Source organism: Undibacterium sp. KW1 (assembly GCF_009937955.1).
Lineage (GTDB): Bacteria > Pseudomonadota > Gammaproteobacteria > Burkholderiales > Burkholderiaceae_D > Undibacterium.
The window spans coordinates 276954-297905 of the sequence record NZ_AP018439.1; the positions used below are offsets into that span (position 1 = coordinate 276954).

Consider the following 20952-nt stretch of genomic DNA (forward strand, 5'->3'; position numbering starts at 1 on the left):
TTGAAAGCTTGCGATGAGACCCATCGCAAGCTGAATTTGCAATCAATGCTTTATCTTTACAATGTTTTGCCGTATCAGTCTTGCATTGCTGGGATCGAAATATGCTTCGACCAAATCCCCCTCCCGATTGCTACCATATATCTCGTAGCAACTTTCGTATGATATTTTTACTTTTTCAAACTGGTAGCCCCTATGTTTGGCAAGTAAAGCCATTTCATCCTGACTCAGCCATTCAGACTTGTTTGATGTCGTGCAACCCTTGTCAGTTTCCAGGTTCTTTGGACTAGACATTACTTTTTTAGAATTACTGTTTACTGGTTTTTTCACTTGTGGAGCGGGTGTATCCGCATTGTTTTGCGCATGTGAGAGAGTGACGAAAGCGCATGTTGCGAAAAAAAGAAATAGTCGGGCGTAATTCATTGCGCACTCCTGATTGTTGATATGAACGAGAGATTCAGTAATGTACAGGCATTGTCAGTGTCACTTTTAATCCCTCCAATTTTTCTGAACGTCCGGCTTGTAAGTCCATGTTATGAACCGCTGCTATTCTTTTTGCAATAGACCAACCAAGGCCACTGCCACTTTCTACATTACTTTGAATACGAAAAAATCGCTCTCCCAACCGGGAGATATCCTGATCCGAAAGACCATTTCCACTATCTTCAATCGTTAAGATATATTGACTATTGATGCAGCTCAATTGAATCAAAATTCGTGCAGCTTCTGGACAGTAGCGAATGGCATTGTCGATCAGGTTACGAACAAGTACACCCAGCAGAACTTCATTGCCATTGATAACGCAACTACAGTCCGCATCCAGTTCCAGACTTTGATGCTTGCTGACGGCTTTGTGGGCGATATCTGCAATTTGGCTGCGTATCATGACTGCTATGTCGAACTTCACAAATTCAGCTTCCGCGTTGCTTTCCAGTCGGGATAAAGTCAGTAATTGCTCAATCAAACGGGATGTTCTGTCGCAGGCCTCCAGCGTGCCTTTTAATGCATGCTGGCGTTTGGTTTCATCATGTTCTACCATCGCTACCTGGGCCTGGGTGCGCAGGGCGGCAAGTGGGGTGCGCAGTTCGTGGGCTGCGTCCGCCGTGAATCTTCTTTCTGACTCCATCAGGCCGGCGATGCGTTCCAGCAAGCCATTTAATGCTTCAATAACGGGCTGAGTTTCTTTGCTTGTTCCAACCATCTCAACCGGGTTAACTGCCGATGGTTGGCGCTGCTCAAGTACTTGGCCTAATTTGACCATAGGGCTCATACCTTGCCTCACGGCCAGCCATAGCGCTATTGCAAGCAAGGGAAGTGCAATGATGAACGGCAATACCAGGCTACGTAAAACTGCATACAGGATTGCAGTGCGCGCCTGTACCTCTTCTGCTACATAAACCTGCACATCTGCGTCAGCACCGATTGTGTAAAATACCCGCCACTGCTGGCTGCCAATTTGAATGCTTGTAAAGCCCTCTTTTAATTCCTTGGAAACGTCCAGGATAGGAGTTTCCGGCGCATTTGCAGAGCGCAAACCAAGTTGTCCTGAATGAAAAACCTGGTACATGACTTTAGGTGCATACTTGTGCAAACTATGCGTATCCTGAGATTCTCCATTCTCTACAATCTCGTGTATTTGATGTGTTGCCAGCAAGCTTGCAGCTTGTGCCAAATGACCATCCAGCACTTCGTCCAGCTCATGCTTGGCATCGAACCAGGTTATGCCAGTTGCCAGCAACCAGATGGATGCGACAGCTGTTAATGTCAGGATGAGTAATCGATTTTTCAGCGATGGGCGTGCGGTCATGATGATTGACTGCTCTTTGGTAGCATGTAGCCAACGCCACGTACCGTCAGTATTGATGCTGCACCGAGCTTTTTTCGCAAATTGTGTACATGGACCTCAATAGCATTGCTGTCTACCTCCTGTCCCCAACTGTACAAATGGTGCTCGATCTGCTCCCTTGAAAGCACACGATCAGCGTTGAGCATAAGGGTTTGCAGGAGATCAAACTCCCGCGTCGAAACTTCCACTGCGCTGCCGGCCTGTTTTACTGTTCGTGCTCCCGGATCCAGTAAAATATCTTGTGCTTCCAGATTTTCATTCGTCAGGCCATGGGCACGCCGGATCAGCGCACGCAACCTTGCTGCAAGCTCATTCAGATCAACTGGTTTAATGACATAATCATCGGCTCCCTGGTCCAGTCCGCGAATTTTATCTGGGATGGCATCACGTGCAGTCAATATTAATACCGGGCAACTGACCTCAGCCTTGCGTATGCTGGCAAGTACATCCAGTCCATCTTTGCGCGGTAATCCGAGGTCAAGTACTGCAGCGGTGTACACCTGGCTGCGCAATTCATGTTCTGCTGCTACACCATCCCGTACCCAATCGACCTGAAAGCCGAATTGGCGTAAGCCTGCCTGCAAACCGTCGCCAAGTAATGGGTCATCTTCTGCCAGCAATATGCGCATACGAATTCTCTATGGTCATGAAATTTTTTCCAGATTCAATCTCTATCACGGTCTTTATCTGAACGTTCTTTGCTCGACTGTGTCATTTCTGTGCCTGTTGCAGACCTTGCTGTATCCACCTGATAAATCCAGAATCCGAGTACCGCTAACATCAGTACGATGGCGACCGAACGCCAGGTAGTATGTATAGCTTGCTGTTGCTGACCCAGTTTACGGCCGCTGATCATGCTGCGTACCAGATTTTGACGATGTAAATAGCTCGTAAGTAAAACACCCGCAATGTGTACGCCAACTACTGTCAGCATAATATTGGCCGCTATTTCATGCGCTTCTTCCAGCCATTCGCCGCCCAATTCATTATAGTTGGCATAGCCGGATATTGTGACGATTAAGCCCAGACCTAACATTGCGATAATCGCCATGGCACCTGCTGGATTGTGCCCGGTGAAATGAGCTGGATGCCCGGATAGCATGCCACGTAAATAACGAATGACAGTTGTGGGTGAACGCACAAATTCAGAGAAGCGTGCATATTTGCTGCCGATAAATCCCCAGAGCAGACGAAAACAGATCAAGAATAACATGGTGTATCCCATGCTTATATGGAGCAAACGCAAGGAATCCACTTCTGCTGTCAGATAGGCACCTGTAAAACATAAGGCGATCAACCAGTGGGTCAGTCGCACAGGCGCATCCCATACCTGGATTTTCTTGGTGGAACTTTCGGCACAGCTAGTGTCACTTTTTGAAGTTAATATATCGCTCATTTTGATCTCCTCTAGGAATTCAGGGAATTCTCAAACTTACAAATCATGTATCTGCCACTCGCTGATGAAGAACCCATGCGAGAGACGGAGTGGTATGGAATTGCAGGACTCTCATCCAGGAAGTAATAATGAACTTTGATTCTTAAGATGAGCTTAAGCAGTTAATCTCCTTTGAGATTGGAGTCGGTGTGTAGGGCGTCTTGCATGCCGGACGTCAACTGCAAGAGCATTGAAGCTGGACAGTACAGCCAGGATTCAAATAGAGGCCACTTTATCGATGGACAGGCGCTGTCTATACGTTCTGAAATGTAATGCTCAAGGGAAATTCGATGGCTAATCTAGATGCGATAGTAAGATACGCTATCACCCATGCACATTATTTTGATTTGTAGAATGATCACCTACCTGATATCCGCACGGTGGATGATGCAGCCCAGGTAGCCTGGGTCAGCTTAGACAAGCTGGAAGGGGTGGTGGAATCATTCTTTGATAATCATTCTCATATTCTTTACCACTTCCTTGATCTGACTGCCGGTGAATGAAAAAAGGGCAGACAAGTAAACTTTGTCTGCCCTTTTGATTTCGCAACAGCTTCTTATCTTCTGGTTTAATCTTTGTATTGCGGGGTCGTCAGCAAAAAGCCGCCGCCCTGATAAATAGTAGTGATATCGTCTTTGGCCGGATACTCGCTGCTGTCTGGATACAGATGAGAAAAAACCGTAGAACTGTCTTTGGCTTTGTAACCCAGATGTGCAGCCTTTTTGTTGTCCCACCACTTGCCCGGATTTTCAGAAACACCAAAGGCAATAGTGTGACCCACGCGCTGTGCAAAAATAGAGCAGCGCAGCATTTCAACCAGATCATCGTAACTGAAATAAGTCACCAGCATACGGCGTGTCGTTGGCACAGGGAAGGATGAACCTATGCGTATGCAGACTGTTTCTATGCCAAACCTGTCATAGTAAAAACGGGATAAGGATTCACCAAAACATTTGCTGATGCCATACATGCCGTCAGGACGGGTAGGCATGTCAGCGTCTATATAATCTGTAGTACGGTAAAAGCCAACTGCATGGTTAGAGCTGGCAAATACCACGCGCTTGACATTGTGCTTGTGTACCGCCTCATAAATATTGTAAGTGCCCTGTATGTTTGCATGCATGATGGCTTCAAAATTGGCTTCAGTAGAAATACCGCCAAAATGCAGTACCACATCCACGCCTTCCATCAATGCAAGCACCGCAGCTTTGTCGGCCAGGTCACATTGGACGACTTCTTCGCCTTCACCAGCTGGGCCGAGATCGGCTATATCGCTGAGGCGCACGATATTGGCCCATGCCTTGATACGCTCGCGCAAGACCTTGCCCAGGCCACCGGCAGCACCGGTCAGCAAAATGCGGTTGAATGGTTTTTCAGTAATATTGGTGTTCATGGGATTCTTTCTCTTGTATTGAATTCTTGAAACGCGTTTCTGCTGAGATTATTGATCAGGTAATCGGCGCCGGGTTAAATAGCACCAGCGCATTATGCAATTTCCAGTGTTCGGCCCAGGTTTCCTTGCCACTGGCGACATCCAGCAACATCTGGAATAATTCCCAGCCAACATCGGCTATTGTGGCTTCGCCGCTGGCAATTTTGCCGGCATTGATATCCATAAGGTCATTCCAGCGTCTGGCCAGATCGTTCCTGGTGGCGACCTTGATGACGGGGACTGCGGCAAGACCATACGGCGTGCCGCGGCCCGTTGTGAATACATGCAAGTTCATGCCTGCAGCCAGTTGCAAGGTACCGCAGACAAAATCGCTGGCGGGCGTAGCAGCATAGATCAAGCCTTTTTGTGTGAGCTTGTCACCGGGTGACAAGACACCGGAAATAGTAGAGCTGCCAGACTTGACGATGGAACCCATGGCTTTCTCAACGATATTCGACAGCCCGCCTTTTTTATTACCCGGTGTGGTATTCGCGCTGCGATCGACGCCGCCACGTTTCAGGTAATCGTCATACCAGGCCATTTCCCTGATCATGGCGGCTGCTACTTCCGGGTTGGCAGCGCGCGAAGTCAACTGGTCTATGCCATCGCGCACTTCTGTCACTTCAGAAAACATGACCGTCGCACCGGCACGCACCAGCAAATCTGTCGCAAAGCCGACAGCCGGGTTGGCTGTCACGCCTGAGAAGGCATCGCTGCCACCACATTGCACCCCGACTACCAGCTCGGATGCGGGGCAAGGTTCACGGCGGCGCTTGTCCAGCTCGGCCAATTGTTTCTCTGCGGTGTTCATGATCGAGGCGATCATGGAGTTGAAGCCTACGTGCACCTGATCCTGCAGACACACCAGCGCCGGTTCTCCACTGCCTTCATCACCCTTCTTGATGGGAATACTGCCCTTGGGGAATAAACGTGTTGGTTGCAGTTTTTCACAACCCAGGCTGACCACCATGGCTTGTCCGCCAAAATTAGGGTTCAGGCTGATATTGCGTACCGTGCGTATGGGGATGTTGGCATTTGGTGCGTCAATCGCGACGCCGCAGCCATAAGTATGCTCCAGACCGACGACATCATCAACATTTGGATATTTCGGCAAGAGTTCTTCCTTGATGCGTTTCACAGCATGTTCAACCACACCGGATACACATTGCACTGTCGTCGTGATTGCCAGTATATTGCGCGTACCCACGCTGCCATCCGCATTCCTGTAACCCATGAAGGTATAGCCTTCCAGTGGTTCAGTATTCGGTGCGTGCACGGTAGCGATGGGCAAATCCACCAGTTCCCTGGCGGGGGGCATGTGTATCAATGACTCTTCTACCCAGCTACCCTGGGGGATGGTGCGCACCGCATAACCTATGGTGACGTTATAACGGGTGATGGCAGCACCCTCGGGAATATCCTGCAAGGCCAGCTTATGCCCCTGGGGAACATGCTCCAGCAAGCTCAAGCCACAGGGAAAGACCGTTGCCGCTGGCAAACCGCCATCATTGGCAACAATCGCTACATTGTCCTTGTCATGCATGCGTATGTATAACGGCGAGCTTAGCGGCAGGCTGGTGCTGGCTATCGTCATTTTGTATTCCCCCTTCTTTGCCACTTGTGGCTATCAATGCACAAAGAGATGAGCTGTTGTGCACAATTATTTTTATTGAAAAACCTGGTTTTCATCAAAGTGGTCATACCAGAAAGCAACTGGCATGAACATTTGCAAATATAGTTCTGGCCGCAGTGGTAATTTGCATCATTGCTCTCAAGAGACCGGCTTTCACTATGAAAATCCTCTATTTATACCGTCAGATTTTTCTTTTTCTACGGGAGGAAATGCAGAGTCCGCTATAATCCCTCTCGTATCATTTGTGGCGAGTATGCCACCAAATAAAAAATCTGGCTAGTCCACATTGCAAATTTGGTCTGACCACATTAGAATGGTCTGACCGAATTGCTTTTGTTAAGCTTTTCTACGGGTAGCAAACACCATGATGAAAAAAAATAGTTCACAGAACGAAGGGCTGACGCATGAGCCCAGGTTGTACCGCGTGGTAGCAGACAGGATCCAGGCCCTGATCGCTGAAGAAAATATAGCTGCCGGTGAGCGGTTGCCTTCTGAGCGCGATCTGGCAACCAAATTGAGTGTGAGCCGCGCATCTTTACGTGAAGCACTGATAGCGCTGGAACTCGGTGGTGTGATTGAAGTAAGAGGTGGCTCTGGCGTCTATGTCAGTGAGTTGCCTGAAGCCCAGGCGAATGTGCCTGAAGCCGGGCCAGGGCCGTTTGAAGTGCTGTCGGCACGTCGCCTGATAGAAGCAGAAGTGGCAGCAATTGCAGCAAGAGTAGCGACTGATTCTGCGGTAGATGAAATCTTGAAAGCCGTACTGGAAATGGAAAAGCATCATGCCAATTATTCCAGTAATGAAAATGCCGACAGGAATTTTCACCTGGCCATCGCCAGGGCAACCGGGAATAGTGCGCTGGTGGGTACGGTTGAATATCTGTGGAACCAGCGTGGCCGTTTATGGCATAAATTGAAGGAGCATTTTCAGACAGAAGACTTGCGCCAGGAAACGCTGACTGATCATAGAAATATTCTGGAGGCAATTGCCTCCCATGATCCGGCAGCAGCGCGCAAGGCGATGCGGGCGCATCTTGAAAGGGTAACCAGGACTTTCTCACGCGGCTGAATGCATGGCAGTACATAAATTGTGCATGGCAACGTAAAAGCGACACAAAAGCAAAAGAGCAGATAAGTCATCAAGCAAAGAAAACATTTGCGACTTTATTTGCGGTAATCGGGTTTTATTATTTTTGACCGGCTGTGACCCCGGTGGGGCGTTTTGCGCCCATCTTCGTCGCAGTGGCACAGAGTACGCGAGGTGCTCCAACTAGTGCTCCATGCCCAAAGAGGCATGGACGCGAGAATTCTATGAAAACTGGAGGAGACTGCAAATGAAACAAGATAAGAAATTCCAAAGGCCCATGTTTGTATTGTCATCGATAGCGCTGGCTGTGCTGACTATGGTCAATCAGGCTCAGGCGCAAGAAATGCAAAGGGTGGAAGTCACAGGTTCATCCATCAAACGCCTGGCATCAGAAGCATCATTGCCAGTCACTTTGGTGACCGGTGAAGAGTTGGAAAAACGTGGCATGACCACACTGGCAGATTTGATGATGTCATTGCCAGAATCGAGCTCACTGGCACCATCCAATGCTGGTTCTGGCACCAACATCAATCTGCGTGGCCTTGGCGTCAACCGCACTCTGGTCTTGCTGAATGGCCGCCGTCTGGCCAATGAAGCGATTGCCGACGGTTATGCAAATCTTGATGTGATCCCTATGAGCGCAATCGCCAGGGTAGAAATCCTGCGTGATGGTGCATCTTCCATCTATGGTTCTGATGCGATCGGCGGCGTGGTCAACTTCATTACCAAACGTACAGTGGTTGGCAATTCCGTCTCTGCGCAATATGTCAAACCACAAAAATCTGGTGGTGGCGATGAACAGCGCCTGAGCGCCACGGTTGGCGTCGGTGATTTGCAAAAAGATGGCTGGAATTTGTACGGCACAGTAGATGCGCACCGCCGCAGTCGCTTGCTGGCCTCAGATCGTGCCGAGCTGAGCACCACAGATATACTGACCAGCATAGGCCGTGCACCAACACTGGGTAGCGGCGGCTATGCCATGCCAGCGAACTTCACGACAGCGACCAACAAAACCGCTGCCAATCCCTACTATGCATCAGGCTGCCAGGGCCCATACAGCATACAGGGCGCCAAGAATACCTGTATCCTGAACGCAGCTTACTACGGCACAGCATTGTATGCTAACGAGCAGGTCACTTTCTATGCCAAGGGCACCAAGAAATTCAGCGATGACCACACCCTGACTATCGACTACATGCGCGGCCAGGAATACATCCTCGGTACAAAAAATCCAACGACCAGCCTGACAGCAAATGGTGTCGCAGCCCTGATACCATCGACCAGCAAATGGTATCCAGGTAACTCTGGCGGCGTACCTGCTGTAGCAGGTCTCAAAGGTGAGCCACTGACTGTTACCTGGAGCGTCGCCGACCTGGCAGAAGCCACCACCAAGGACGTACAAGTCAACCAGCGAATCAGCGTCAATGATGAAGGCCGTTTCGGTAACTGGGATTACAAGGCTGGTTTTGTCTATGGTCACAGCCAGCGTGATAACTACTACGAAACAGGTTATGTGAATGGACCTCGCTTGCTGACAGGCATAGCCAACGGCACGCTGAATCCTTTTGGTCTGCAGGATGCTGCAGGTAAGGCTTACCTCGCAAGTATCTCTGTAGATGGCGCATTGAATCGCCATTCCATCAGCACCTTCACAGGCATAGACCTGACTGCCTCCACTGAGTTGACTACACTCGCTGGCGGACCATTGACACTGGCTTTGGGTGCCGATGTGCATAGAGATACCACAGAAGATACCAAGACAGATATCACCTCTGTGGTCACTTACGCGGCTTCTGGCCCATCGCATGGCCAGGGCGCACGAAATGTCGCAGCGCTTTATGCCGAGATGGAAATCCCGGTCACCAAGGAATTGAATTTCAACGTAGCCGTGCGCGACGATCATTTCAGTGATTTTGGCAATACCATCAATCCCAAGGCCAGCTTCCGCTATCAGCCCATGAAGTCTCTGATGTTCCGTGGTTCTGCCAATACCGGTTTCCGTGCACCTACACTGTTCGACCGCTACGGTTATCGCGTACCTGGTGCAAATACCACGACAGCTGCAAAATGGGATGATCCCGTGCAATGCCCAGGTGGCACGCCTGGCGTAGCCGGAACAGGCAAAGCCTTGCCAGGTTTGGTCGCATCGACAGTATGTAATGTGGCATTGCCGCGTCAGACTGGCAGTAATCCTGACCTGAAGCCAGAAACATCCAAAGGCTTTACGCTAGGTGTTGCTGCAGAACCTTTGCAAAACCTGACCGTGTCTGCTGATTACTGGCATATAGAAATGAAAGACATGCTGGCTAATTTGCCTGAGCAAGTCTATTTCCTGAACCCGACCAAGTACGCTGACCTGTTCGTGCGTAATGCTGATGGCTCACTGGCTTACATCAAGAACATCACGATGAACCTGGGTGGCCAAAAAGCGTCCGGCATTGACCTGGCCCTGGCTTATTCCATTCCTAAAACTTCGTTGGGTAATTTCAAGTTTGAATTGAATGGCACTTACCTGACACAGTTCGACAACCAACTGGAAAAAGACAGCGCCTATGTTTCCAACGTAGGTCGTTTTGGTGTCGCCAGCAATGGTACGACCAGCAGCTTGCCTATCATTACTTTCCGCTGGAAACATACGCTGACCATGTCCTGGAATTCGGGTAACTGGGCTTCTCAACTGACGCAAAACTTTAACACTGGTTACCATGACCAGAACCTCGTCTCCCCAGAATACTTCAGGGATATCGAGCGTTACCAGGTCTGGAACTGGACTGCCAGTTACCGTGGTTTCAAGAATACCAACTTGTCATTCGGTATCACCAATCTGTTTGATGCCAAACCACCTGTCACCAATCACAGTGGTTATACCTATGGCTATTTGAGCAGTGCTGCCAGCCCGATAGGCCGTGCATTCAATGCGCGTGTGACTTATAACTTTTAAGCACTAACGTAGTAATGTAGTCATTTGACAGAGACAGGGTTTGTTCGCAGACCCTGTTTCTTTTAAGAACCCAGAAAATCCCATGAAACTTATACTCCGCACTATCGCCATGACTGCGATCAGCGCATTGGTGCTGTGCGCTTGCAGCCAGACACGGCTGGCTGCATCGCCAAGTCCTGCATTGTCCACCAAGCCTACGCGCATCATACTCGTGGGTGACTCTACCATGGCCCCCAAAAGTGGCTATGGTGATGCCTTGTGCGCGCGCTTCAAGCCTGAGGTGACTTGCCTTAACCTGGCAAAAGGCGGGCGCAGCTCTGGCAGTTACCGTGCCGAAGGTTCATGGGAAGTAGTGCAAAAGCTCATGGCAAGCAATACACAGTTCAGCCAGACCCTGGTACTGATACAGTTCGGCCACAATGACCAGCCCGGCAAGCCCGGTCGCTCTACCGATCTGGCGACAGAGTTCCCTGTCAATATGGCAGGCTATGTCAATGATGTGCAGGCAGCCGGCGCGCAAGCCGTGCTGGTGACGCCCTTGACCAGGCGCAGCTTCAAGGGTACGCAATTGCAAAATGATTTGCGGCCCTGGGCAGATGCCAGCATGAAAGTGGCTGCCGACAAACGTGTGCCGATGATAGATTTGAATGCCATCAGTTATAGCTCAGTACAGGCGATGGGCGAGGCTGAAGCCGATACGCTGGCCATGGCACCGCCACCAGCCGCATTGCCAGCAGAGACTGGTGACCTGGCAAAGACGGAAAGAGCCGGTGCGGCGAAATCTGCTTTTGACCGTACTCACCTGGGTAGCAAAGGCGCAGCACACTTCTCTGCCATGATGCTCAAGGAATTGCTGCTGGTAGCGCCGAATTTGCAAGCGCATGTGATTCCAGGGAACAGATGATGTGCAAGCGAGAAAAATCTTCTGCATTAGCTGTTGTCGCTGCACTGGCCTCATCAGGCATGTTATTTACCGACTCAGTGTTTGCGCAAGATAGCCGCCTGGTAAAAGAACCACAGACACCTGCAATCTGCAGCGTACTGACAGCGCAACTGGAGAGCGGTAAACAAAATGCTGTATCTGGTCGTGCACCGGATACACAAAGCCTGCAAGCCGCAATAGACGCCTGCCGCCCCGGCCAGGCAGTGCGCCTGAGCAGCCGTAATGGCAAGACCGCTTTTCTGTCCGGTGCCTTGCAATTGCGCAGCGGTGTTTCACTATTGCTTGATACCGGTGTGACTTTATATGCATCGACGCACCCGTTCGATTATGACCGTGGCACAGGCACCTGCGGTATCAATGATGACAAGGGCAAAGGTTGCAAACCTTTTATTACGATTGAACGCGCCAAAGGCAGCGGCATTTATGGCGAAGGTGTCATTGATGGCCAGGGTGGCGAACGTATTACCGGCAAGGAAGAAAGCTGGTGGCAGATCGCCCGGCGTGCGCAGAAAGAAAACAATCGCCAGAATGTGCCCAGACTCATAGAAGTCGCGCAGTCGAATGATTTTACCCTGCACAATATCACTTTGCGCAATTCACCCAATTTTCATGTCACGCTGAACCAGGTTGATGGCTTTACCGCCTGGGGTGTGCGCATCGATACGCCCGCCAATGCCAGAAATACCGATGGCATAGACCCTATCTCTTCGCGCAATATTACGATTGCCAATAGCTATATCCGTACCGGTGACGACAATGTCGCCATCAAGGCGGGTAACAACGGCCCGACAGAAAATATCACCATCCGCAATAACCATTTTTATTCAGGCCATGGCATGTCCATAGGCAGTGAAACCAATGGCGGTGTCAGCAATGTGCTGGTCGAAAATCTCAGCATGGACGGCACGACTTCAGGCTTGCGTATCAAGAGCGATGTCTCACGTGGTGGTTTGGTACAAAACATCAACTATCGCAATGTCTGTATACGCAATGTCAAGGCACCGATAGACTTTGATACCCATTACGGTAAAACTGCCACAGGTAATCTGGTGCCACAATACCGCAATATCAGTCTCGAGCATGTGCAGTCTTTAACACCAGGCAAGATCATTCTGCAAGGCTATGATGCAGAACATGTCATTGCACTCAAAATGAAGGATGTCAGCGTAGCAGACAAGAGCAGCAGCCAGTTTGAACATGTGCAACTGGAAGGCCGTGATAAAGTAGTTTTCAATGCAGTGGCTGCCAATCCTGGACAGTGCGAAAAGGCATTTGCTGCGTATCCAGAACCAAATAGTACAACTGATATTAGCAAGCGTCCGCAACTTGATGCGCACGCTGCCAAGAATTTTTCCTATAGCGAAGTCTTGAAATATGCAGGTTTTCCTGGTAAGGAACAAGTTGCACCATGGGACCCGCTGTCTGCCCCCATTGCCGCTGACCCGCAACTGGTGCCTGACTATATCGTTGATGCCAACGCCACACCAGATGGCATCAGGGCATTCAGGCAAGTGCAGGCCGCAGTTAATCAGGCTGCTGGTGATATAGAAAAATCGAAAGCAGGCAAGCAGCGCATTCACATCTACATCAAACCTGGTACTTACCGTGAACTGGTGTATGTGCCTGATACGACTATCCCCATCACCTTGTATGGCAGTGATGCCGCTACGACGCGCATCAGTGCCAATCTTGATGCAGCAACGACAGGCAGCACTTACAGTTCGCAATTTTCTGCACAGTTCGCGGGTGTACACAGTAACATCGTCGCCATGTACAACAGCATCAAAGACCGGCCAGCATTGGGGACTTTTGGCACTGCCGTATTGTGGGTCAAGAGTCCCGGCTTTCAGGCAAAAAACCTGACGATAGAAAATGCCTATAACAAGGATCAGGGCAATGCCCGCGCAGATTGCCAGCCAGGTAATTGCCCAGATGAAAACGGTATTTATGCACGCAGCCAGATGGTGCATCACCAGGCGCTGGCCGTCATGCTGGATGGTGCAGACAAGACGCATTTTGATGGTGTGCGCATGCTGGGCTTCCAGGACACCCTGTACATGAAGTCAGGCAAGGATGGCCAGACTGCCAGGCAGTTTTTCCAGCGCTCCTACATAGAAGGCGATGTCGATTTTATTTTTGGTGATGCCACGGCCTACTTTTTTGAAACTGAAATCAAATCCCTGGGCGACCGCAATTCCTCTTATGTCGGTGCCCCTAACACCAATGTGAAGTCGCGCTATGGCTTTGTGTTTGATCATTGCCGCTTCACCCATGACGGCAGCAGCAATGCCCTCGCTGGTAAATTCAGCCTGGCCCGCCAGTGGTTCCATAATGAGCGCTGCACACCGTATGCGCCTGTACCAATTTCGGGATATGACTGCCAGATAGGTGAGGTCGATGTTTTCAATTCACCGACAGGTACGATCAGGCGGCAAACGCTGGAAACGGTGGGCAAGATGGTCGTCATGAATTCTGTCATCGGTGCACATATCAATAAAAAGCAGCCCTGGTCAGACTGGAACAAAAAGGGTACCTTGCCTTACCGCCCTGCGCAATTTACCAGCGATGATTACTGGGCGAATCTACTGGCAGCAAAAATTGATCCTGTAAAGCAGATGGGATATGACGGGCCTTTTTCACCTGTGCGTATCTTCCTGGCAGAATTTAATAATACTGAAGAGTAAACCGGTAACAGCATAAGAGAGACGAGATGAAACACGAAAAAAATACAGTGGCAAGTCAGACGGCGCGCCGCAACTTTATCAAGACGATGTCCCTGGCTGCTGGCAGCAGCTTGCCAGCAAGCCGAGCGCTCGCCGCGAGCATGATAGAAGACCCCTGGCAAAAAGCCCAGGACATTGTCGATCGCCTCGCCAAGCCCCTCAAATTTCGCGCTGCTGATTACCGCATCACTGATTTTGGTGCCGTCACTTGTGAATTAAAGAAAGTCAAATCCTGGATCTCTTTTGAAGAGCAGGACAATTTATCTACACCGGTCGCCAATGCCAAAGATATTTATCCTGCGATCGCTCAGGCGATCAAAACTTGCCATGAAGCTGGCGGTGGCCGTGTGATCATCCCTGCCGGTAACTGGTATTGCGCAGGCCCCATCGTCTTGCTGTCGAATGTCAATGTGCATCTACAGAAAGGTGCGCACATCTATTTCAGCAATAATCCTGAAGACTATGCTAAATACGGCAGCTTTGATTGCGGGCCAAATGGCAAGCTGGTCATATCGCGCTGGCAGAGTAATGACTGCCTGAATTTCTCACCCATGGTATATGCCTATGGCCAGGATAATATTGCTCTGACGGGTGATGACTGGAGCAGCATACTCGACGGCCAAGGTGGTGTTCCCTTTGATGATAATGGTGATTGCTGGTGGACCTGGAAGGGCAAGCAAAAAACCATCAATTCTGTGGGGCAAAATACCACGCCAAATTACAAGCTAGGCAAGCGCTCAGAAAATACCGCAAATGACCTGAACGCGACCAGTCTGGAAAAAATCGCACCGCAACTCGATGAAAAACAAAGGCTGCGCATACAGGGTGACAATGATAAATGGCGTGCAGATGCGAATTATCTGCCATCCCTGTCCGAGGCAGGTGTGCCCTTGGGAAAACGTATCTTTGGTATGGGACATAATCTGCGTCCACCGATGATACAGTTTATCAGTTGCACGAATGTGCTGATGCAGGGCTACCAGGTTAACCATACCCCATTCTGGCAACACCATACTGTGCATTGCCGTAATGTGGTGATACGCAATGTCCTGGCGAAAAGCCATGGCCCCAACAGCGATGGCTTTGACCCCGAGGCCTGTGATCATGTACTGGTCGAGTCCTGCACATTTGATTCAGGTGATGACTGCATCGCCATCAAGGCCGGTAAAAATCTGGATACCCAGTATGGGCCATCACAAAATATCGTCATCCAGAATTGCACCATGCAAAGTGGCCATGGCGCGGTAACGCTGGGTAGTGAAATGGCGGGTGGCATACAGAATGTGTATGCGCAAAATCTCTTGTTCGAAAATATCAACTGGGCTACCAATCCGTTGAATACCGCGATACGCCTGAAGACGAATATGAACCGCGGTGGTTACCTCAAGAATTTCTTTGTACGCAATATCAACATACCGAATGGCGTGCAGACCAGCCCGTCTTTCTACACATCGCTGCCTGGCTCTCCAATTCAATCCAAGACAGTCGCCACCGCTGCCGGTGCGGTCATCACCTTTGATTGCGATTACGCACCGGTCAGTGACAATGTCAGGACCAGGCCCCCGGTGGTGACGAATGTGCATATCTCGAATGTCAAAGTGGGTAATGTCACGACCAAAAACGGCAAGTTCTCGTGCTTCCAGGCCATCGTTATCCTTGGCCCGGTCGCCTCAGACTATAACGGTGACGACAAGAATCCCATGATCTTCCCGGTCACCAATGTGACCATTAGCGACTGTCAGTTTGGTACGCCAGTGAATGCTGCAAGCCCATTGTATTTGTACAACGTCAAGGGCCTGGAGTTGAAGAATGTGCTGATAGGTGACAAGCTGCACAATGGCCAGCTCTCTGCATAACCGTTGCAAATAAGCCGAAAAAAAATGCGCATAAGAGATTAGTGGGCTATTACAGCCTATTAACTCTTATGCGCTCAAGTACCGCTGCGCTTTCAGGTGGTAAATTATGAAATCAGTTTGCGAATCTTGTTTCTGGCACACCTGCCACACCCGGCCTGACCAGCACCAGGCTGCCTGCCCATTGATCATGTTCTGCCTTGCCAGCACCTATGGAACTCACCAGTAAGGTACTCATGTCCGGCCCGCCAAAGGTGCACATGGCCGGTTTGTTCATGGGCAATGCTATGGTACGGTCAAGCTTGCCTGCAGGCGTGAAGCGCAGCAGGCAGGCACCATCGTTGCCGCATATCCAGTAGCAGCCATCGATATCCATGGCGGCACCGTCAGGGCGACCAGCCATGGGCTTCATGTCGGCAAAGACGCGCTTGTTATGTGGCATGCCATCTTCCATATCATAGTCAAATGCCCAGATCGTCTGGCTGGCAGGATGGGAATCCGACAAATACATGGTCTTGCCATCTGGTGACCAGGCCAGGCCATTCTGGGTCAGCAGATTACTGACGACAGGCTCAGACAGTCCTTGTGCTGTTGAATAGCGATAGAGATTGCCTATCGCTTTCGCCGCTGCCATGTCCATGAACATGGTGCCACTCCAGAAACGCCCCTGACGGTCACAGCGACCATCATTGAAACGCATGCCAGTTCCTGACTCCTTCAATTCTGCAGGCGCTGCGAGACGGGTCTGCAGGGCGCGGGAGCCTTCACCAAGATGCAGATTGAATAGGCCGCTCTCCATACCCGCAATAAAATCGCCATCCTGTTTCAGGGCGATGCAGGCGACCATTTCCGTGGTCAGCCAGGATGTCAAGCGGCCATTCCTGGCATCGAGTTTCCAGACGGTTTTTGCCGGGATATCGACCCAATACCAGGCCGCCTGCTCCGCATGCCACAGAGGGCTTTCACCGACGATGCAGTTCACGGCTGGTATCGACTCTATATGAGAAAATTCAGGCATCTTACAGGTCAGTGATTTCTTTATGGGTAGGCACCAGCGCCTTCATCATGCCCCATGCCAGCAGGTAGGCTACCGCGCAGAAAGTAAACATGATGGTGTAGCCAGTCTGTATCTGCCCCATTTTTCCGTAATAATCAAACAGCCAGCCGCCGGTTTTGGAGACCAGTACACCACCAAGGCCACCGGCCATGCCACCGATACCGACGATGGATGCCACCGATTTTTTCGGGAACATATCAGACACAGTGGTGAAGATATTTGCAGACCAGGCCTGGTGGGCAGAAGTGCCTACGCCTATCAGTAATACCGGCACCCAGAAGCCGAGATAACCAAATGGTTGCGCCAGCAAAACCACGAGCGGGAAAAGGGCAATCACGAACATGGCTTTCATGCGGCCATTATAGGCACTGTCGCCACGGCGCATGAAATAACTGGGGAAATAACCACCGCCTATGCTGCCTATCATGGTCATGCTGTACAACACTGCCAGTGGCACGACGATCTCGGTTTTTTGCATCTTGTACTGTGCTTCAAGATACTTGGGCAGCCAGAACAGGAAGAACCACCACACGCCGTCCGTCATGAATTTGCCGATGACAAAGGCCCAGGTCTGCTTATATGACAGCAGTTTGAACCAGGATACTTTTTTCCCCGCATCGCCAGGAGCACTTGCCTCTGCAGCTTGTGCATCACTGCTATTGATGTAGGCCAGTTCTGCTGCTGAAAGGTATTTTTGCTGTTCAGGTTTGTCATAGAACATCTGCCAGAAAATCATCCAGACAAAACCTATCGCGCCGATGATGATAAAGGCAGACTGCCAACCCCATTGCGCTGCAATCAGCGGTACAGTCAAAGGTGCCAGGATCGCACCGATATTGGCACCAGAATTAAAGATCCCGGTGGCGAAAGAGCGTTCATGCTTGGGGAAATATTCTGCCGTGGCCTTGATCGCTGCAGGGAAGTTACCGGCTTCACCTATTGCCAGCACTGCACGCGAAATCATGAAGCCTGCGACAGACACTGGAATCGCAGCGATGCCGAGTGCAGTCAGCGCACTGACCATGCCTTCGCCCAGCATGATGGAATAAGCATGCATGACCGCACCAACTGACCATACTGCAATGGCGACCAGATAAGCTTTCTTGGTGCCTATCTTGTCGATAAAACGTCCGGCGAACAGCATGGAGATGGCATAGACAAACTGGAACACCGCCGTGATATTGGCATAGTCAGTATTGGTCCAGCCAAATTCCTTGGATAAATCGGGTGCTAACAGACTGAGTACCTGGCGATCCAGGTAATTAACGGTGGTGGCAAAAAATAGCAGGGCACAAATAGTCCACCGGTATTTTCCTATAGCTTGCTGGCTCATGCGAGCGTCTCCTGATGATGATTTTTATTACCATGTCTGCACTTCTTTTGAGTGCTGTGTACATGAGCTCATTTTGCAAAACATTTACAAAACAGCCCGGGCGTGCCCAGGCTGATTCATCTTTCTTTAAGCGAGTGTCAGTTTCCCATCCATCATACGTGCAAGTTGCAAGGGATTGCTATCCTGCAGTGCCGTTGGCAACAAATCTGCCGGGAAGCCCTGATAGCACACCGGGCGCAAGAAGCGCTCGATCGCTGATGCACCAACTGAAGTGCTGCGGCTATCCGAGGTTGCCGGGAAAGGGCCGCCGTGTACCATCGCATGCGCGACTTCCACGCCAGTAGGGAAACCATTGAACAGGATGCGTCCTGCTTTTCTTTCCAGCACTGGCAATAGCTTCCTGGCCTGGACATGATCGTCAGCGACAGCATGTACGGTCGCTGTCAATTGACCTTCCAGTGATGAGGCGACCGCGATTACTTCATCAAAATCCTTGCACAGGATAGCAATGGAAGAAGGTCCAAAAATTTCTTCCTGCAAGGCTGGCGTGCTCAGGAAGGTGCTGCCTGAACATACAGACAGCATCGCTTGTGCTGCGCATGGAGATTCCGCCTGCTGACCTTTGGCCACCAATTGCAGTTGCGCTATGTCAGCAAGATGCGTAGTGCCTTTGACGTAGGCCTGGTGTATGCTCGGGGTCAGCATGGTCGCTGCATGTTTGTCTTCCAAAGCCCTGGCGGCATCTTGCAGGAATTGACGTGCTGTTGCGCTCTCTATGGCGATGACCAGCCCAGGGTTAGTGCAGAACTGACCAGCACCCAAGGCCAGAGAATCGACAAAATTCTTCGACAGTGTCGTGGTTTGTTCGCCCAGAGCATGATCCAGCAAGAATACCGGATTGATACTGCTCATCTCTGCATACACCGGGATAGGTTCTTTGCGCTGGCTGGCAGTTTTTACCAGTGCGAGACCGCCGGAGCGGGAGCCAGTGAAGCCCACCGCCTTGATAGCCGGGTGATCTACCAGTTGCTGGCCGACCTGGCTGCCAGCGCCTACCAGCATGGAGAATACGCCTTCATGCAAAGCGCAATCCGCGACGGCTCTTTGTATGACGCGGCCTACCAGTTCTGCCGTACCCAGGTGGGCATTGTGTGCCTTGACGACGACAGGGCAGCCAGCGGCCAGGGCAGATGCGGTATCGCCGCCAGCTACTGAAAACGCCAGCGGGAAATTACTGGCACCAAATACGGCAACCGGGCCCAGGGCGATTTTTTGCAGACGCAAATCCGGGCGTGGTGGTGCGCGTTCTGGCAAGGCGCTGTCTATGGTTGCGTCTAACCAGTGTCCATCACGTACTACCTTGGCAAACAGGCGCAATTGATTGACGGTACGGCCACGTTCACCTTCGAGGCGGGCGACAGGCAAGCCGGTTTCCTGTGCTGCACGTTCTATCAGTGCAGGGCCCAAATCCATGATACCTGCGGCGATCGCTTCCAGGAAGCGTGCCCGCAATTCCAGGCTGGTGGTGCGGTAGCTGTCAAACGCCTGTTCAGCCAGCTGGCAAGCCTGCTCAACTTCATCTTTTGTAGCGAAGCCAAAGACAGGCTCGATTTCCTGATTGGTCGATGGGTCTATGGCTTTGACATTGCCTGCCAGACCAAAAACCGCTTTTTTACCGATCAGCATTTGCCCGGTGATTTGCATTCTGTACTCCCTTTGCTTCTGAATTTATTGTGGACCTTGCGCCAAAATCAATTTGTGCAGCATGGCATCTTCTTCCTCTGTCAGGTCGGTCAGCGGTGCACGGACCGGGCCTGCGCTATGGCCAACCAGACGTGCGCCAGCTTTGACGATACTCACTGCATAACCGGCTTTGCGGTTACGGATTTCAAGGTAAGGCAGGAAAAACTGATCCAGCAGACGGTTTGTTGTAGCGTGATCATCTGCTGCAATGGCGTGGTAAAAGTCCATCGCCAGTTTTGGCATGAAGTTGAACACGGCAGAAGAATAAACCGGTGTACCCAGTGCCTTGTAAGCCGCTGCATAAACTTCTGCAGTAGGCAGACCACCGAGGTAACTGAAACGGTCGCCCATACGGCGCCAGATCGATACCATCAATTCGATATCGCCTATGCCGTCCTTGAAGCCGATCAGGTTAGGGCAGCGTGCTGCCAGTTTTTCCAGGGAATCAGCGGTCAGGCGGCAATTGCCGCGGTTATACACAACCACGCCAAATTTAACTGAAGCGCAGACTTCTTCTACGTGACGGATCAGGCCATCCTGGCTGGCTTCGGTCAGGTAATGTGGCAACAACAAAATGCCGTGCGCCCCCAGGCGTTCTGCTTCCTGTGCATAGGCAATGGCTTGGCGGGTAGGGCCACCGGCACCGGCCAGGATAGGCACTTTGCCACGGCAGGTATCAACGGCAGTCTTGATGATGTCGGAATATTCACCACCGGTCAGCGAGAAGAATTCACCCGTGCCACCGGCAGCAAACAAGGCGCTGGCGCCATAGGGGGCCAGCCACTCAAGGCGTTCTGCATAAGTCTTGGCATTGAAGTCGCCAGCGGCGTCAAAGTCAGTCAAAGGGAAAGACAGCAGGCCAGAGGACAGGATTTGTTTCAGTTCTTGAGGATGCATGGTAGCTCCGGAAATGGAAACCTGGATTCGTCATG

15 protein-coding genes are annotated in these 20952 nt (G+C 50.9%); 5 read left to right on the forward strand and 10 right to left on the reverse strand.

What is annotated here, in order from left to right; all coding sequences use genetic code 11:
* Positions 1-42: 42 nt before the first annotated feature.
* The 6 genes from UNDKW_RS01255 to garD all read right to left on the reverse strand — a co-directional run bounded on the left by UNDKW_RS01255 (position 43) and on the right by garD (position 6304).
* Entirely contained in the window at positions 43-420 is a 378-nt protein-coding gene (locus UNDKW_RS01255) for a PepSY domain-containing protein (RefSeq protein WP_162057271.1), read from the reverse strand.
* Between the two features lie 34 nt (positions 421-454).
* Positions 455-1804, reverse strand: a complete 1350-nt coding sequence (locus UNDKW_RS01260; protein ID WP_232063193.1) for an ATP-binding protein — start codon at positions 1802-1804, stop codon at positions 455-457.
* Positions 1801-2472 (reverse strand): response regulator, encoded by a 672-nt coding sequence (locus UNDKW_RS01265; protein ID WP_162057272.1) that lies wholly within the window; start codon positions 2470-2472, stop codon positions 1801-1803. Before UNDKW_RS01265 ends, UNDKW_RS01260 begins: the two co-directional genes overlap by 4 nt.
* A 35-nt stretch (positions 2473-2507) precedes the next feature.
* The gene (locus UNDKW_RS01270; RefSeq protein WP_162057273.1) at positions 2508-3239 is read right to left on the reverse strand and encodes a cytochrome b/b6 domain-containing protein; all 732 of its coding nucleotides are present in this window, start codon (positions 3237-3239) and stop codon (positions 2508-2510) included.
* A gap of 607 nt (positions 3240-3846) precedes the next feature.
* Complete coding sequence (locus UNDKW_RS01275) at positions 3847-4671, reverse strand: NAD(P)-dependent oxidoreductase (RefSeq protein WP_162039382.1); 825 nt, start codon at positions 4669-4671, stop codon at positions 3847-3849.
* Positions 4672-4726: 55 nt separating this feature from the next.
* Positions 4727-6304 (reverse strand): galactarate dehydratase, encoded by a 1578-nt coding sequence (garD, locus tag UNDKW_RS01280; protein ID WP_162057274.1) that lies wholly within the window; start codon positions 6302-6304, stop codon positions 4727-4729.
* Between the two features lie 406 nt (positions 6305-6710).
* Between garD and UNDKW_RS01285 the strand changes: the two genes are divergently transcribed.
* The 5 genes from UNDKW_RS01285 (at position 6711) to UNDKW_RS01305 (ending at position 15890) form a co-directional block, all read left to right on the forward strand.
* Positions 6711-7409: a FadR/GntR family transcriptional regulator gene (locus UNDKW_RS01285; protein ID WP_174247623.1), complete on the forward strand. Its 699-nt coding sequence runs from the start codon at positions 6711-6713 to the stop codon at positions 7407-7409.
* A gap of 265 nt (positions 7410-7674) precedes the next feature.
* The gene (locus tag UNDKW_RS01290; RefSeq protein ID WP_162057276.1) at positions 7675-10368 is read left to right on the forward strand and encodes a TonB-dependent siderophore receptor; all 2694 of its coding nucleotides are present in this window, start codon (positions 7675-7677) and stop codon (positions 10366-10368) included.
* A gap of 82 nt (positions 10369-10450) precedes the next feature.
* Positions 10451-11272, forward strand: a complete 822-nt coding sequence (locus UNDKW_RS01295; protein WP_232063194.1) for a rhamnogalacturonan acetylesterase — start codon at positions 10451-10453, stop codon at positions 11270-11272.
* Positions 11272-13995, forward strand: coding sequence for a pectinesterase family protein (locus tag UNDKW_RS01300; RefSeq protein ID WP_162057277.1), 2724 nt, complete (start codon positions 11272-11274; stop codon positions 13993-13995). Before UNDKW_RS01295 ends, UNDKW_RS01300 begins: the two co-directional genes overlap by 1 nt.
* A 26-nt stretch (positions 13996-14021) precedes the next feature.
* A complete protein-coding gene (locus UNDKW_RS01305) occupies positions 14022-15890 on the forward strand; it encodes a glycoside hydrolase family 28 protein (protein WP_162057278.1) in 1869 nt (622 codons plus the stop codon).
* A 112-nt stretch (positions 15891-16002) separates the two neighbouring features.
* Here UNDKW_RS01305 and UNDKW_RS01310 read toward each other — a convergent pair whose 3' ends face one another.
* The 4 genes from UNDKW_RS01310 to kdgD form a co-directional block, all read right to left on the reverse strand.
* Positions 16003-16905, reverse strand: a complete 903-nt coding sequence (locus tag UNDKW_RS01310; protein WP_174247559.1) for an SMP-30/gluconolactonase/LRE family protein — start codon at positions 16903-16905, stop codon at positions 16003-16005.
* A 1-nt stretch (position 16906) separates the two neighbouring features.
* On the reverse strand, positions 16907-18277 hold the full coding sequence (locus tag UNDKW_RS01315) for an MFS transporter (RefSeq protein WP_162057279.1): 1371 nt from the start codon (positions 18275-18277) through the stop codon (positions 16907-16909).
* A gap of 126 nt (positions 18278-18403) precedes the next feature.
* Entirely contained in the window at positions 18404-19981 is a 1578-nt protein-coding gene (locus UNDKW_RS01320) for an aldehyde dehydrogenase (NADP(+)) (RefSeq protein ID WP_162057280.1), read from the reverse strand.
* A 24-nt stretch (positions 19982-20005) separates the two neighbouring features.
* Positions 20006-20917, reverse strand: a complete 912-nt coding sequence (gene kdgD, locus UNDKW_RS01325; RefSeq protein ID WP_162039395.1) for a 5-dehydro-4-deoxyglucarate dehydratase — start codon at positions 20915-20917, stop codon at positions 20006-20008.
* Positions 20918-20952: the final 35 nt, after the last annotated feature.

Excerpts from the sequence above, each read along its gene's own strand:
- UNDKW_RS01285 (WP_174247623.1), top strand. The coding sequence starts at position 6,711 with ATGAAAAAAAATAGTTCACAGAACGAAGGGCTGACGCATGAGCCCAGG.
- UNDKW_RS01290 (WP_162057276.1), top strand. The coding sequence starts at position 7,675 with ATGAAACAAGATAAGAAATTCCAAAGGCCCATGTTTGTATTGTCATCG.
- garD (WP_162057274.1), bottom strand. The coding sequence starts at position 6,304 with ATGACGATAGCCAGCACCAGCCTGCCGCTAAGCTCGCCGTTATACATA.
- UNDKW_RS01320 (WP_162057280.1), bottom strand. The coding sequence starts at position 19,981 with ATGCAAATCACCGGGCAAATGCTGATCGGTAAAAAAGCGGTTTTTGGT.
- kdgD (WP_162039395.1), bottom strand. The coding sequence starts at position 20,917 with ATGCATCCTCAAGAACTGAAACAAATCCTGTCCTCTGGCCTGCTGTCT.
- UNDKW_RS01255 (WP_162057271.1), bottom strand. The coding sequence starts at position 420 with ATGAATTACGCCCGACTATTTCTTTTTTTCGCAACATGCGCTTTCGTC.
- UNDKW_RS01265 (WP_162057272.1), bottom strand. The coding sequence starts at position 2,472 with ATGCGCATATTGCTGGCAGAAGATGACCCATTACTTGGCGACGGTTTG.
- UNDKW_RS01305 (WP_162057278.1), top strand. The coding sequence starts at position 14,022 with ATGAAACACGAAAAAAATACAGTGGCAAGTCAGACGGCGCGCCGCAAC.
- UNDKW_RS01315 (WP_162057279.1), bottom strand. The coding sequence starts at position 18,277 with ATGAGCCAGCAAGCTATAGGAAAATACCGGTGGACTATTTGTGCCCTG.
- UNDKW_RS01270 (WP_162057273.1), bottom strand. The coding sequence starts at position 3,239 with ATGAGCGATATATTAACTTCAAAAAGTGACACTAGCTGTGCCGAAAGT.
- UNDKW_RS01300 (WP_162057277.1), top strand. The coding sequence starts at position 11,272 with ATGTGCAAGCGAGAAAAATCTTCTGCATTAGCTGTTGTCGCTGCACTG.
- UNDKW_RS01275 (WP_162039382.1), bottom strand. The coding sequence starts at position 4,671 with ATGAACACCAATATTACTGAAAAACCATTCAACCGCATTTTGCTGACC.
- UNDKW_RS01260 (WP_232063193.1), bottom strand. The coding sequence starts at position 1,804 with ATGACCGCACGCCCATCGCTGAAAAATCGATTACTCATCCTGACATTA.
- UNDKW_RS01310 (WP_174247559.1), bottom strand. The coding sequence starts at position 16,905 with ATGCCTGAATTTTCTCATATAGAGTCGATACCAGCCGTGAACTGCATC.
- UNDKW_RS01295 (WP_232063194.1), top strand. The coding sequence starts at position 10,451 with ATGAAACTTATACTCCGCACTATCGCCATGACTGCGATCAGCGCATTG.